Below are 13,441 nucleotides of genomic sequence, written 5' to 3'. Positions count from 1 at the left end.
CCGATTTTGGGTATAGAAAAACCCGCTACCGATTGCGGTAACGGGTGATAGTTGATGTAGTTATGCGGTTTTATGGAGGAATGGAGAGACATCCACATGTGGTTCCATGTCCGCGTATTTCAGCAGTTTATGATATGTTTTCAGCTCTATTGGATCAAGCTCATTGAGATCATCATACATATCATCAGTAAGCCACAACTCCAGAAATTCTTTCTTCAATTCTTTATCGAGATACCCGTATTGAATAAGCTCTTCTATATAGCATGCTTCAATAGCTATCTCGTCTTGGTTACCAGGCTGTAGCCCTACTCCTAGATAGATCTTCCCACCGGTTTTTTCTTTTATTTTCTGGTACGTGTTCATGTCTCTATTCCTCCTTTCCTTTTAACTACCTTGACGATACCATCTTGACGGATCGCCGTAACACCTTGCCCCTCGACTGGAAAAGCAGTATTCACCTTAAAAGTCCTGCTGTCGCTTCCCTTCGTTGGCCCTGTATAAACAGTAACGTCCAAAGAATGCCCGTCAGGACTTATCACTGATTTTTGCAGTGTCCATGAACCATTTTTTGAAATTTCTATTTGATCAGGATCTTCCAGAATTTCACTGATCAATCCGGATTTTTCGTCTCCTAACCATGTTTCTAAAGCTTTTGTTCTTCCTTTCAGTAATGGAAAGAAAGTTTTCTCACTGTTTGGTATGGAGGCTCCATTCTCGACTTGCTCAACAACCCATGAGCGCCTGGAGTGATCGTGAGCACCTTGGATGAAGTTCTTCTTTACTCGTCCATTGACGATGTGTTCAATGGGTACACGTTTATCCGCTGTACGCAAATCCTCGAAATACCGCCTCCGGATCTCATCATCACCACCGCCATTTTTCGACCATCGTGGCGGTTCGCTCGGAGGATCACCACTACCAGTTTTAATCGCCTCACGCTTTAACTCTTTGCCATACCGTGCTTTCAATTTCACACGAGCGCTCTCCGTCGCTTCTTTCACGACTTTGTCCCGTGTAAAAAAGCTAAGCTTCGAATCCAATGTTGGTGAGGCATCCAGCAAGAAACCGTTTTTGTGCAGCAATGAGACCGCAATATCACGGTCGCCACCTGCAATCTTGTAGATTTCTTCCGGCATCAATCGCGGCCGATCAGTCCGCATGTATCTGCCTTGCTTCGACATCTTCGCGTCATATTGCTGACGCAAATACATCGACGCCCAGCCGCGCTTTGCTGTTCCTTCAGAGGTCATAACAGTGCGCTTCCCAAAACGATCTGCAGCAACCTTCATTCCCCGGCGCGCATTGATCACTTGCGACGGGTCTGCCCCGTCTCGGATTGCTTGGGCGCCTGCGATGGTGAAGATTTTGTTTTGGTCTTTTTCGGATAGTTGTGCGAAATATTTATCCACATCAAATATCCACAGCTTGTGCATATCTGATGTCTCTTCGGATATGGGGATTGCGTCGCAGTCGCAGCCTGGGTGTCGTTGGAATCCAAGTCCTGCTCCGCCGCGTTTTCCTGCCAGGATTGCGCAGCGCGCGCAGCACGGTGGGCGGACGATTCTCACCCATGTAGTTCGTGGCCTAGCAATGAGGTTGGTGAGCTTGGCTGTTCTTGATGCGTCTGAGATTGCGGTTTGCGTTGCCATTTGGAGGACTTGTCCGCTGTATTTCCACAGCTTTACTCTTTCGACTTCGGTTGCTCCGTTGTCGATTGCTTCTGTGATGCGCAATCCTTGTGCATAGGCAAGGCCCATAATCGGCTGCCCAGATCCGGTGATCCCTGCAAAGGCTTCTGGTGCAGCATGCCCTAGTGGGATTCCATCGTAGTCTTGGAGTGTTAGCGCCGTATCTACTGAATCAATAGCTACATTGGCTGCTTCGAGCTGTGCCTCTGTGACTCTCTTGGTGAATTCTTCGGCGTAGATCTCGAACCAAGCTGATGGATCCATTGGTCTGTTTTTGTTCCATGCGGCAGCTACCCATTTGACGGTCTCTCCAATGATCTCAGATCTGGTTCCAGCGGCGGCGCGTAGTTCTGGTGGTAAGCGGCTGAACTGGTCGTCGTGCATTTACCACCTCTTCCTGTCACGTTTCTGCGTCACGTTCCAGTTTCTGCAGAAGCGTTCCTGCTTCTTCTTGGCTGAGCCATTCGATTTCGCGGTCGATTCTTGCTTGCGGCCATCCCATCTCATTCATCGCTCCTCGAACGGACAAGGTGGGGCGTCCACCGGTTAGCTTCTGCATTGCATCTGCTTGCTGAGCTTCGGTCGGTGTACCTGGATTGCGCCAGAGAATTTGAATTTTCCCGTCTGCAGACCATTCCCTAGTGCGGATGCGCTCGGCGATTCCAAGCGTCCACGCCCAGCCTGCGCCGGCAACGGAATTGATTCTTTCTACCTGCTTTACAAGGCGTGATTCATCGGCTCTGATCGCGCCTTCAGCGGCCGGATTGGCGGTGTTTTGCCCCATCATTCGGACGGGAAGTCCTGTGATTGTTGATGCCTGTTCGGCCAGCATTTTGATGGTGTCATGGAAGCCTGTCAGGCTTGCACCTGCAAGCTGTTCCACCTTGGCGTCTTTCTTAGAGAGCGCCCAAACAGCCCCTAGATATGTGTCCCACGGGTCAAGTTGTTCACCGTTTTCGTCAACAAAGTCCTCTTCGCTGACACCGAGAGCAATTTTCTGTGGTGTTGCCACTGTTTCCATCGCGAGCTGGAGCTGAAGCATGACTCGCCCAGCCATATCAACGATGGGCTTGAGATCCGAGAGCTGTGTTTCTCCCTCGAATGATCCCGATTGTTGGCGGTTGATCATCATGACGATTGGGACGCGCCCAAGGTTGTGTTCGATCCGTGTCTTTGCTTTCCACATCCCCAGTTTTTTGCTCATGATTACTGTGGAATCCGGCAAATACAGCGTCATATGCTCTGCAATTCCGATGGAATCGCGATAAATCCGCAGCGCTGCTGTCATTGACCTTGTCAGCGGATCCACGATTGCAGCCATATCTTTGGGAGATTCTGCTCTGATTCGAGGGCGCCCGCCATCTGGATCAGCAGCAACGGAGACGAATGCACGACCATAAATCGTTAAATCCTTGTGCACCAGATGGCTTTGCACATCAAGATCATTGGCTTCCCAATCGAGGCGTAATTCCTTGTCTTCGGTGATCTCACCAGATCGGATCAACAGTCTGACGTCTTGCCGCTCTTCAAGTACATCAATGTAGGTCCTGCACCAATTGAGCGGAAAAGCGAAAGGCTGTACATCAGGGGGAACGGAAATGCCCAGGTTGCCGATCTGTTGCATGCCTCGGTAATAGCGCTCATTGATTTTGTCCTGATTCCGCTGCTTTTGAATCTTCATAAACAGCTTCTTTACGAGCTCTTCTTCCGGCTTCGTTAGCTCCATCATCTCCGCCTCCTTCCTAAGACGACTACGCGAGATCTTTCTGATTCCCATTGCTTCGCATGCGCATCCATAGCTGCCTCATGCGCGAGGATGGTGGACATTGCCGCATCTATTTTTTGATGCTCTGAGGGCTTCCCCAGAACATACTGTTGCCCAGGCTTTGCGACTTTCTTTGCATTTGCCATTGCAAGCGCTGTCAGCGGGCATCCATCATGGGTGATCCGCCCATTGGCTAAATCGATTTCAAACCGAGAGATCGCCGCATACATACGCTTGATTGCGTTCGTCGGCCATTCAAAAACGCGTTCTTGTCCAATCTGGAGTGCCCACTCACCAATTTCAGAGCGCCAATCCTGCGGATCCGCATAAAACCGCTGAATCTGATACCTAGCTCTGATCTCATCGACTGCGGCCATGACCTCCGACCGCGGAGTTTTCCCACCCCACTCTGCAGGATTCCAGATAGTAGGCCTACGATCCGGCCCATAGCGCGGCGTGAAAATGAATCCACTACGTGTTTCAGCCCGTAAAGCTGTGAAATCGTTGTTTTCAGAGCCGTCGAAACCAACGCAGATTGATTCACCATCAGGCGGGTTCTCGATCCAATGCAAAGCAGTCCTCCCACAGGTTCGTCGGCAGCCACGTGCCTGATGAATACGTAATCCGGTTCCCGAAAAACCGCTCTGCTTGCTCTGGATCGCGCTCTGAAATCTCATTTGCTTCCGCTAGCACGGAGTCAATATTGACCCATGGAGAGCCCCTATAAACCGCCTCTAAAATCCTGCGGCGATCTTTAGGGCGCTTCCATAGCAACCCTTTAGGCGGCGGAATGTAGAAGCAAAACACATCTTGCGCTGTCGATTCAAACGTCGTTTGCGCTACAGAACGCTCTGAAGAGTCATAAGCGTTTGTGGTTTCGATTGAACGTCCAGCCATACCTGCAAGGCCACGGCGTTGCGCATCAGCTACTTTCTCCATTTTGTTCCGCTTATTCCACAAACCAGTCTCGTCTTGAAGCACGAAACTGACTGGGTTACCGACCCTGGAGTCAGCAGAAGCTGTCACAGCATCAATTCGATCAGCATCATCACCTCCAAGCCCTCCGAGAATGCGAATGAATTCACCTCTGGTAGCGAGAAGATGCTGCAACGGCCCCATCTTGACCATCGACTTCAATGGGCGCATCGTGTTATCGACTTGATCTTCCGAGGTCGCCGTGAGCTGAATCAGTGGCGATGGGTGCGGACGGCCTTTCGGTTCTCCCTTCTGGTAAGGAAACTCGAAACCGCAATCACAGCCCCAGTCAGCACACCGATAAACATCCCCTTCTTCTGCCCACCCATCAAATTCTGCTGGTCCCACAGCCTGCACTAGCGTCATAGAACCAGCCCACGGCCCTTTACCAGTCTTCTGCGGTGCAATCACCTGCATACGACGATATTGAAATGCTTGGTTACCTAGCGGTTCGCCACTCCATTTCAGCCCGGCGCGAATTCTCCCAAATTGCGCGGCGCACCAGAATTGCCAGTCGCTCCATATGAATGGTTGGCCGCGTCGGTAGCCATCTGGGACGAGGCAATGTGCTTGCACCCATGCGTCCCAGAGATCTCCGAGTGTCGGGAAGTCGATTATCCAGTTATCCTGCGTCTCCATTTACTGCGCGGAGCCGACGGATAGGCTGTGGAGACTGTGGCGAGGTGTTTGTCGGCGCCGCGTCTCCTTCCGTCTCGGATGCGGAGATCACCCAGCCATTTTCACGAAGGCCTGCAGGAGAAAGCCCAATCGAGTCTGCAAGGCGTAGGACTTGCGTCATAGTCGATGGTGATGCGTCTGCGGCTTCTGATTTCACTACCCATCTGACGTAGTGGCCGATTGTGAGCCATCTCCATGGCTCATTGATCCAGGCTGCGGCTTGTGGATATTTCCAGATTTTCTTCCACAATGAGCGCTCTCGTGGGGTTCCTTTTGGTAGTGGCCATTCTGGCAGTTTCCCGTTGAATCCGCTTGCTGGCAATGGTCGGAGCTTTTCGTCGATTTTTCGACGGTCCGACCGTCCAGATGCTGGGTCTGGTGCTGGACCAGATCTTGTTCTTGCTCCGCCTCGTGGCATTATTTTCGTCTCCTTCCTCGCCCCCTTTGGGCATATTTTTAACATGTCGGGTTCAAAAAACAGCTGGTCAGGAAACTTTTTGAACCCTTCGCACCTCTGAGAGACCTCACCCACGGCTGGGGTTCAAAGCCGTCGAGGGCCCCTCCCCCAGGGTCTGCCGTACGTGGATGCCATCGCCCACCTCACGTCCGCTGCGTGGCGGGAGTTACACCGCCGACACAGCACCGTCAGATGCTGCTCCGAGCCGCCTCCGAGCGCTAGAGCCTGTGTATGCTGCGCGGTCAAATCATGGGCTTTATGTCCGTAGCACTTATACCCTGGGCACCAGTCTCCATAGATTTCCCGCCATCTAGCAACGGCTTCACGTCTGATCGCTGCTGTTCGCTGTCCGTCGATCTTCGTCGCGACTGTTTTTCGCTCGTGCGTCTCACGATCACGAGCATGCCGAGCACATCTTCCTCGGTATGTCGCTTGCTCTGGGCACCCAGCTTCGCAACAAATTGATCCTGCTCTCGCCATGTCACCTCCTGAGCATGACAAAAGACCCAGTCACATGCTTGTGATCTGGACCCAGAAGATTCGAGCGTTAGCTTACTATATTGGGTGTCCCACACGGTAACTACATTGCATTATTGCAGGTAGTCAGCTTGTCTAGCACCTCTTGTAGGTTCACTATTACGCGGCCGTCTTCCATTGTTTGTGAGGCTATCGTCCCCTCGTGTGCCCACCGATGAATCGTGGTCTTTGATGTTCCGTAGCCGAGCCCTTTGCAGATCGCGGCGATCTCTCTACACGTCCCCTGCTTAGGCGATGTGATTGCCCCATCATCATCAGAAGAAAACATCTCACTTAGCAGCTCCGACTGGCTGATCACCTGCTCCGCAATAACATCAGCTTCATCAAGATCTCCGATATCAATCAAGTGGCACTGAAGCCATGCCGCGACTCTATGCACGGATCTCGAACAAGGCGGGACCACATGCAGCTTCACCGCGCAACCCCACGCCCAATGAGTCAGCAGACGCTCCGTCTCCCACTTCACATCCAGAATTGGAATCCTCAATGGAGGGCGCGACCCTTGCCCAGAACCTCCCCTTCCTTCAGAATAACCGCACTGAGAAGGGAGTAAAAGATCATCAAGCAAAGGGCCTAACTTCTCCAACTCATACAGAGCTTTCCCTAAAGAATGTAACTTCCAACTATCCATGAGCTTTATTCCTTCCACCTCCACGGCGACCCCTACGTCTCCGACGTCGATTAGCTACCGTCCCTGCCTGTCCATTCCCGTCCCGTCCCGTCCCGAGAGATCTAGATCCGTCACCCCACCGATCTGTGATTTGTTCTAGATCCGTGCTAGGTTTTACCGTTTCGTTATCAACGTGGTTATGCGGTGGCGCTTCAACATCAGGCGCTGCTCGATGGGCCCGCGCTGCTGCCTCCAAGGGCGCTGCTGCTTGACCCACCTGCTGCTGCTCCGACGGCGCTGCCGGTGTTGTGTTCTGCTGTCCGATGTCCAGACGTGTTTGGCGTGGCTCAAGATGAATGCCTTCATGCTGAGCCCACTCGGAACGATTAATCCAGTCAATTGTGTGGTCTGTGTAGTACACCTTCTCTCGTGTAGGGATAGGCATGAGTCGGAGTTCTTCGCCGGCTCCACGCTTAGAGTTGCAGCTCTTGCAGGCGACAACCAGCGTATCCACGGTTGATTCCCGATGCTCATTAAGTGAGTCAATCGTCGCTGCGCGCCAGCTTTTCCGATCCCGCCAGTCGACGGTTTTCCCGCACCAGCGGCATTGGTCTCCATCGCGGTAACGCACAGCCGGAATAAGCTCAGGGTTGCGCTTATCAGCAGAGCGCCTGCGATCGATCTCGACTTCATCACGCGAACGGTTGTGCAGCAACTCGTTATCATCAACGATGCGCAAGACTTTGCGACCGTCTTCCTCGTCACGGAACAACATCCCAGCGTCCACAAGGACATCAATCAGTTGTTTCTCACGACCAGGAGCGACCTGTGCCATAAGTCCGTACTCGACGATGTAGTCAGTTAGGTGGGCAGCAGATACGGTTGTGAGCTGAACCAGCGCTCCAAAAGCTTCATTCTTGAGGGCATGGTTAAACTCGCAGGACGTAAGCAAACGCGACATGAGCGGATGTGTGGCGATGTTGTCGCCGACTCTGCTCCATGCCATGGTCTATTTCCTTTGCTAGTCATTGTGTTTAGCGTTGTTTTCTTGAGAAAAAGGGATAGCAAAATGCACAGAGCCCTTCTCCTAGGTGTTTTCGAGCCCCGCTGGGTTCTTTTCCCCGTGGGCCACCCTGCGGTATCAATCGGACATTGCAGTGCTTGCAATGTCGCAAGACATCGATACTCGAGCCGTTTCTGTGCGAGACATCGCAGTATCTCCCTGCTATAACTCCGTCGACTCTGAGTTCTTCTTTTTCAAAATCGGAAAGCATCTTCTCACACTCGGCCAGAAGTGTGCAGGTCATGCACTTTTTTCTAGCTATTTTGTGACGTTCTAACATTGCTACAGTTGATTCTCGCGGGCCTTGGGAATCCCAGTAGTTAGGCTCCGAGGTTTTGCCTTCTGTCTTTCGGCGACAGATCGCTGCGTCAATATGTTTCATGAGATCCCTCCGATTGGTGCTGCATCGACGATATTGGCTTTATCTTTTTCGGTTTCGAGCAGTGCTTCTGGGACGTTGAGTACTGACAAGATCCAGAATGTCGCCTCAGCCACAAGTCGATGCGATTCAGTTCCCTCGTGCATATACGAGCGCATACTCAGCTTGGGCTTGCCTCCTAGGTATCGCGTCGCCCGAGCTAGTTCTGTTATCTGAGCTGGCGATGGCGTCACATCGCAAGGCGATGTTTCAGCAAGCTGTTGTTTGACTCTAATGATTGTGCGGACAGGATCTCCGATTTCTGCAGAATCGTTCCGGTGAATCGTCGTAAGATCAACTCCGCGCCCAGCCCCATTTTCGTCGGTGAAATCGACTTCTTTCCCCCGAATACAGATCCCTGCCATAGGCCGCGAGTCTTCTGACTTCTTCCCGGTCTCAGCAGTCGCGAGAATCAATGCTGGGACTTTTGCCTTATCGATCGTGATGATCTCATCTTCTTCACCACTGACATTCGCAACGAGAAGCTCCACCTTGGCGACCAGCGTTGCCTTGTCATTAACTGCACAGATATACAGATAATCGCGGTCTTGTGAGACTCTCATCTGGATGATGTCATATGGACTCTTCCCAGCAATTGCTTTTGCCGCTTTCAGCCCCCAGTTCAATTGGGTTTTGTCGCACACTAGCTGCGTTTTAGTCATTGTTCTGCTCCTTCTATTAGCGCAAGCTGACCAGGCAGTTCCTGGATAGTGATTTGCCTAGGCGAGATGATCCAGTGATGGATTTGTATTTTTCTTCGGTCTGGCAGGTTCTCCCACCACTCATCTGCGATTGATGCATCATCCATGTCTCCGCTTCTCCTGCAGAATTTTTGCGCGGGGGTTCGCAGGGCATGTCTGGAAATGCGGGCGAAAAAGTGGCTCTCCCATGAGACGTGCTCGGCGCAATTTCGACTCCGCTAAGCGCGTCACTGTCGTTTTTTCTGCCGCGACATTGGCCGCCCACCGTGACCGTATCCGCCATTCGCCTTCTTCCGACGGCTTTGCATCAAAAACGTGCCATCGATTGTCTTTAACAAAGAGCACGGCTGCTCCACAGTGCTTGCACATTCCTTCGTTATTCGTCATGAGAGTCGATCGCCTCCCGAAGCTGATGTGCATATGCATCAACGATTCCGGCGCCTAGGAAATACTCCCCAGCGCGCATTGCTTCTGCCTCAGATATGAGAGCTTGGTGCAGTTCTTCTAAAGCTGTCCGGTTCATCTCCGCACCCCTGTGAAGATTCGAGACGCTGCCTCTTCATCTGACATTGGTGGAATCTGCGCGATCCCATAGAGATCAAGGATTTTCACGCTCTGCACGTCGACATCTTCATTGAGCATGTCTAGGCGCTTCGTCGTGGACTCAATCTTTCGATTTGCATCAGTCAGGTTGAAAAGCAGGAGCATTGAAAAGACAATGTTTATGAGCACTAAAAGAATCATTTTTTCTTCCTCTAATCGTGGGAATGGTAGGCAAGAACTGTGATGAATGCGGCACATGTAAGCCAGATGTTTTGCCACTCGCTGACGGCAAGCGCACGCATGATTTCTTCTTGAAGGTCATCGAGTTCTGCTTCTGTCAATTCTCGCCAGTACTCTTTTGCTGCTTTTGCAATATCTTCACGGCAATGATCGAAGCGGATTTCGACAGCATCTTCGCTGTCTGGGTATGGGTTTTTGTAAGTGCGCATTGTCATGCTGCTGCTCCTTGCTGGATGAAATTGACGAGGTCTGAGTGCTTGATCATGATGCGGTTCTGCTTTGATCCAGGTCGTTTGGAGTGCGGCAGAATCCCCTGTCGACAGAACTTCCGGATTTGCCATGCGGAATATGGAATGATTTCCGCAGCCTGCGATGGAGACAGCCATCGGTCGATCGTGGTAGTGTTTCCCATAGATGCTTCCTTGAGTGTCATTTCCGACCTGGTGCAACAGGTCGGTTTTTATTTGTCTTGATGTCATTGATGTCGAACCGCCCATCGAGGAACCGCTCGACGAAATACCGCTGGCCTTTCCCTGTGACCTTCGGTGTCACCGTGATAGATGTCCTGCCGTTGGATCTAGTCACCACTGTTTCTTTGATCCTGAACAGCCCCAGCTCCATCGCTTTTTGCGTTGGTGTGTGCTTGATATGCGCTGGCCCATTCATCAGGTATTTGTGCTTTCGAAGCCAAGCGAAAAGACGATTCCCACCGACATCGATGCCGTTGCCGCGCAAGATCTTTGCCAGATCTCTGACCAGAATGTCGGTGCTGGCATCAGCGACAGCATCGGCAAACATCACTTTTGGTTTATCAATCGCTGCTTGCGCTTCGAGTGCTTTACGTTGTTCGCGCTCTTGCTTGATCTGTTCCAGGAGTTTGATCGCTGTTGTGGGATCAGCCAGCATCTGCTCCACAGTTGCGGTTGTCGCGTACATTCCGTGGCGACGGATCTCTGGCAGGACCTCGGCTGTGACCCAGCGACGGAATTCTTTTGCTTGAGGAACTCGAGACTGGAAAAGGAGTTCGTATAGTCCTGATTCATTTACGACTCTGAGCTTTTGCACGCCTCCTGGTGTAAGGGTGTCGGCAATGCCGACCCCCTCTGGATCGATACGTGATAGTGCATCCCTAGAGTTTTTGATCTCTAAGATCTCGCAAATATCTTTGCCAACCCATTGAGGCTCTCCGTCCTGATTTTTAAGGACGCGTACTCGCTTTCCACGAAAGTTAAATAGCTGCAGTTCCACCCCTTCCACTCCTTTCAGAATTTCGCTTTATTTCGTTTATTTATGTGCTTGACTTTTCTTAGAAATGTTTCCTAGAAGGAAAGATGAAATTTGATGGGCACCTCCGACAATCCGAATGATGGTTTTAGTCACGAAGACATCGAGTTTTTGCTTCGAGAGAAAGGACTGTCGACTAGCGCTGATTTGGTAAGCCAACTTCGTGATCTGGAGTATGAAATTAAGACTGGTTTGATGAAGCCGGCAGAGGCTTACAGCCAGTGCATCCAGTTCACTCGCCGCACTAGTTCGGTCATTGCTACACAGTTTGCAATTCTTAAAACGCGAATCCGAGCGATTGAATCCCAGCTCAGCAGCGAGTAGCTCACGCTTCAGGATCTCGTACTGTCGCTCATAAAACTCACTGTCGTCTGGTATTGAAATCTCTACGTTCGGTGTGTCCACGGTGATTCTTTCTTCCCCTGCGCACAACACGTCCTCTTTGTGTGTTGTTTGCAATGTTTTTACGCATAAGCCGATTCACCTTGCGGTATCGCAGTAGTCTTCGGATATGGACGAAAAGACTTTCACGCTTAATATCAATGGTTACGAATACGAGATGCCGTACTGGACGTTCCCCTGGATTGTTTACGCGGTGAATACCCTCCAAGAGGGCGGTGTACCGCTTAATCTTCGGACTGCTCGTTTCCCGAGCCTGTGGATCAAGCCTGAATACGATGTCCAATTCGTCTTTCCCGATCCTGCTGACCCCGAGATTCCGGAGCGTCTGACGGAAAAGGAGCGTCATCACGCGATGGATCTCTTCAATGGTGACAGCATGTACGGTTACCGGGTCCTTGACGTCAGCATGGATGACGGTGAGCCCATCTTTTTCGAATGGGACGACCCGAAGTTCAACCAGCGGAGCTCCGCTGATTCGAAGCCTGAATAAACTCTGCATTGGTGCGGAGCCGTCTAGCTCCTGCTTTGCAGCAGATATTTTGCTCTTCCGAATCTCGCACTGTTTCCTGCAAAACTCGACGTTGAGCTGGTCGATTAATCTCCGCATGCCATCGCTATTACTCATGCTGGCGACCCCTTCCTGGCACAGATATGCTGCTGATATGTCTAAAGTTGTTCTTGTTTATGGTGGTCAGCGCTACACGCTGGCGACCTCAGATGTCGCTTCTGTCCACTTCCGTATCACCGAGCGTTTGAATCATTCCGCGCACTACCGCGACCGACTCGACCGGCGCCCATTCGGACAAGAGCAAGGCAGTCTCCAAGATTTCCCCGGCGGTCCGTTGCTGGAGCAGTTCGACCCCTTTGAGGTTTTCGAGCTTGCGGACGGTGGCGAAGTCTGGGTCGCTTGCTACGACGGCGTTGACCTCGCGTTGGAAACGGAGCAACGTACAAAAGACCTCTTCGAGTCTTACCGCGATCAGCGGTAGCCATTCCTCTGGTACGCCCGCTGCGTCATAAACGCTGAACCCGGTTTCTTCTCTTTTCAATTGTGCGATTGCTCGCTCAAGTGCTTGGCGTGCCTTAACTTGGCGTGGACGTTGTTGCTTCGGTGTCACTCCAGTGAGGTCGATTACTTTTCGACGACCATGCAGATCTTCGCCGATCTTTTCCCAAGCCATGAGTAGTTCCTTTCTTATGCTTTTCGACGTCTACTGTTCCCGGCGCGTTTAGGCTGCTGTGGTTTCGGTTTCCCAGGTGACGATTTCGGATAGGCCTAGGCCGAAGGCTTGGGCGATTCCGATTGCGAATGTGAGGGATGGTTCGCGTTCGCCGGTTTTGACGTCGACGAGTGTGCTTCGGCTGGTTCCGATGGTTCGGGCGAAGGCTTCGTCGCTGGTGATTCCGCTCATGTTTCGGAGGCGGTCGATGAGACCGTCACGGATTTTGATCTTTACATTTGCCATGTTCAACGCCTTTCTATCTCGTTCACGAAACACGCTATACCATTCATGATACACATGTCAATATCCTCCGGTTTGTAATGTATTGTTGGCGGAACATTGTTGTGTCATAATTGACGCATGGAGCAACTAACAAGCTGGCTAAGAAGCTTTCGCGGAACTGATTCCGACCGTCAGATTGCAATCAATTCCGGAATCCCAGTAGCCACACTCGCTAGGCAGTTGCGCGATGGCACGGTTACCGTTGAAACGGCAGTGAAGATCGCACGCGCATACCAGGTCAGCGTCGTCCCAGCGCTGCTCGCGCTCGACGTGCTAACCGAGTTCGATCTCAAAGCATTTTCATCGTCGAGCGGAATCATGGACGCTAGTGATGAAGATCTAATCGCTGAGATTCTCCGAAGGATGAAAGCCGGGCAAGCCGACTGGGCGGAGAAACCAATCAGCGAATTGGACACCCGTCGCAAAGCAAAACGCGGCAACAACTCCCCCACACCACCCCCGCATGTCACTGAGCCTGACTACGATGCCATCCTCGACGGCATCAACGCCGGAACAGAGCCAATTGCAGCGCAAAAGGCCACCGACCCACTCGAAGAAAACTACACCTAGGAGCA

At 51.7% G+C, this 13,441-nt stretch carries 20 protein-coding genes; 3 read left to right on the top strand and 17 right to left on the bottom strand.

Annotation, left to right across the window (positions count from 1 at the left end):
* Positions 1-60 precede the first annotated feature (60 nt).
* From ABMV07_RS00940 to ABMV07_RS00870, 15 genes are all read right to left on the bottom strand, one after another.
* Positions 61-363 (bottom strand): hypothetical protein, encoded by a 303-nt coding sequence (locus tag ABMV07_RS00940; protein ID WP_197691979.1) that lies wholly within the window; start codon positions 361-363, stop codon positions 61-63.
* Positions 360-2,072: a hypothetical protein gene (locus tag ABMV07_RS00935; protein WP_374064800.1), complete on the bottom strand. Its 1,713-nt coding sequence runs from the start codon at positions 2,070-2,072 to the stop codon at positions 360-362. The genes ABMV07_RS00940 and ABMV07_RS00935 overlap by 4 nt, the downstream gene beginning before the upstream one ends.
* A gap of 16 nt (positions 2,073-2,088) precedes the next feature.
* On the bottom strand, positions 2,089-3,417 hold the full coding sequence (locus tag ABMV07_RS00930; RefSeq protein ID WP_197691980.1) for a phage portal protein: 1,329 nt from the start codon (positions 3,415-3,417) through the stop codon (positions 2,089-2,091).
* Positions 3,414-4,025 (bottom strand): terminase, encoded by a 612-nt coding sequence (locus tag ABMV07_RS00925; RefSeq protein ID WP_088267905.1) that lies wholly within the window; start codon positions 4,023-4,025, stop codon positions 3,414-3,416. Before ABMV07_RS00925 ends, ABMV07_RS00930 begins: the two co-directional genes overlap by 4 nt.
* Positions 4,000-5,067, bottom strand: a complete 1,068-nt coding sequence (locus ABMV07_RS00920) for a terminase (protein WP_088267904.1) — start codon at positions 5,065-5,067, stop codon at positions 4,000-4,002. Before ABMV07_RS00920 ends, ABMV07_RS00925 begins: the two co-directional genes overlap by 26 nt.
* Positions 5,051-5,524, bottom strand: coding sequence for a hypothetical protein (locus ABMV07_RS00915; RefSeq protein WP_229254918.1), 474 nt, complete (start codon positions 5,522-5,524; stop codon positions 5,051-5,053). Before ABMV07_RS00915 ends, ABMV07_RS00920 begins: the two co-directional genes overlap by 17 nt.
* Positions 5,525-6,143: 619 nt before the next feature.
* Positions 6,144-6,446, bottom strand: a complete 303-nt coding sequence (locus tag ABMV07_RS00910; protein WP_234917887.1) for a hypothetical protein — start codon at positions 6,444-6,446, stop codon at positions 6,144-6,146.
* Between the two features lie 277 nt (positions 6,447-6,723).
* Positions 6,724-7,716 carry an HNH endonuclease gene (locus ABMV07_RS00905; RefSeq protein WP_374064799.1) on the bottom strand — a complete coding sequence of 331 codons (993 nt, stop codon included), beginning with the start codon at positions 7,714-7,716 and terminating at the stop codon, positions 6,724-6,726.
* Positions 7,717-8,151: 435 nt separating this feature from the next.
* The gene (locus tag ABMV07_RS00900) at positions 8,152-8,853 is read right to left on the bottom strand and encodes a hypothetical protein (RefSeq protein ID WP_197690017.1); all 702 of its coding nucleotides are present in this window, start codon (positions 8,851-8,853) and stop codon (positions 8,152-8,154) included.
* Positions 8,850-8,999, bottom strand: coding sequence for a hypothetical protein (locus ABMV07_RS00895; protein ID WP_197691983.1), 150 nt, complete (start codon positions 8,997-8,999; stop codon positions 8,850-8,852). Before ABMV07_RS00895 ends, ABMV07_RS00900 begins: the two co-directional genes overlap by 4 nt.
* 269 nt (positions 9,000-9,268) lie before the next feature.
* Positions 9,269-9,415, bottom strand: a complete 147-nt coding sequence (locus tag ABMV07_RS00890; RefSeq protein WP_162841381.1) for a hypothetical protein — start codon at positions 9,413-9,415, stop codon at positions 9,269-9,271.
* Entirely contained in the window at positions 9,412-9,600 is a 189-nt protein-coding gene (locus ABMV07_RS00885) for a hypothetical protein (protein WP_234915033.1), read from the bottom strand. The genes ABMV07_RS00890 and ABMV07_RS00885 overlap by 4 nt, the downstream gene beginning before the upstream one ends.
* Positions 9,601-9,647: 47 nt before the next feature.
* Positions 9,648-9,890 carry a hypothetical protein gene (locus tag ABMV07_RS00880; protein ID WP_197690015.1) on the bottom strand — a complete coding sequence of 81 codons (243 nt, stop codon included), beginning with the start codon at positions 9,888-9,890 and terminating at the stop codon, positions 9,648-9,650.
* A complete protein-coding gene (locus tag ABMV07_RS00875; protein WP_003850203.1) occupies positions 9,887-10,087 on the bottom strand; it encodes a helix-turn-helix domain-containing protein in 201 nt (66 codons plus the stop codon). The genes ABMV07_RS00880 and ABMV07_RS00875 overlap by 4 nt, the downstream gene beginning before the upstream one ends.
* A 17-nt stretch (positions 10,088-10,104) precedes the next feature.
* Positions 10,105-10,923: a phage antirepressor gene (locus ABMV07_RS00870; RefSeq protein WP_374064798.1), complete on the bottom strand. Its 819-nt coding sequence runs from the start codon at positions 10,921-10,923 to the stop codon at positions 10,105-10,107.
* A gap of 93 nt (positions 10,924-11,016) precedes the next feature.
* On the opposite strand from ABMV07_RS00870, the gene ABMV07_RS00865 reads away from it, so the two are divergent.
* Together ABMV07_RS00865 and ABMV07_RS00860 are read left to right on the top strand one after the other, a co-directional pair.
* The gene (locus ABMV07_RS00865; RefSeq protein WP_234914225.1) at positions 11,017-11,283 is read left to right on the top strand and encodes a hypothetical protein; all 267 of its coding nucleotides are present in this window, start codon (positions 11,017-11,019) and stop codon (positions 11,281-11,283) included.
* 187 nt (positions 11,284-11,470) lie between these two features.
* Positions 11,471-11,851 (top strand): hypothetical protein, encoded by a 381-nt coding sequence (locus tag ABMV07_RS00860; protein WP_014318491.1) that lies wholly within the window; start codon positions 11,471-11,473, stop codon positions 11,849-11,851.
* Between the two features lie 223 nt (positions 11,852-12,074).
* Here the strand turns inward: ABMV07_RS00860 and ABMV07_RS00855 are convergent, their stop codons facing one another.
* Positions 12,075-12,542 (bottom strand): hypothetical protein, encoded by a 468-nt coding sequence (locus ABMV07_RS00855; protein ID WP_196977207.1) that lies wholly within the window; start codon positions 12,540-12,542, stop codon positions 12,075-12,077.
* Between the two features lie 48 nt (positions 12,543-12,590).
* Positions 12,591-12,827: a helix-turn-helix transcriptional regulator gene (locus ABMV07_RS00850; RefSeq protein ID WP_048653262.1), complete on the bottom strand. Its 237-nt coding sequence runs from the start codon at positions 12,825-12,827 to the stop codon at positions 12,591-12,593.
* A gap of 117 nt (positions 12,828-12,944) precedes the next feature.
* Here ABMV07_RS00850 and ABMV07_RS00845 point away from each other — a divergent pair, with 117 nt between their 5' ends.
* Positions 12,945-13,436, top strand: coding sequence for a hypothetical protein (locus ABMV07_RS00845; RefSeq protein WP_197691985.1), 492 nt, complete (start codon positions 12,945-12,947; stop codon positions 13,434-13,436).
* Positions 13,437-13,441: the final 5 nt, after the last annotated feature.

It is taken from the genome of Corynebacterium belfantii (genome assembly GCF_041898185.1).
Lineage (GTDB): Bacteria > Actinomycetota > Actinomycetes > Mycobacteriales > Mycobacteriaceae > Corynebacterium > Corynebacterium belfantii.
This window is presented reverse-complemented; position numbering and strand designations above follow the sequence as displayed.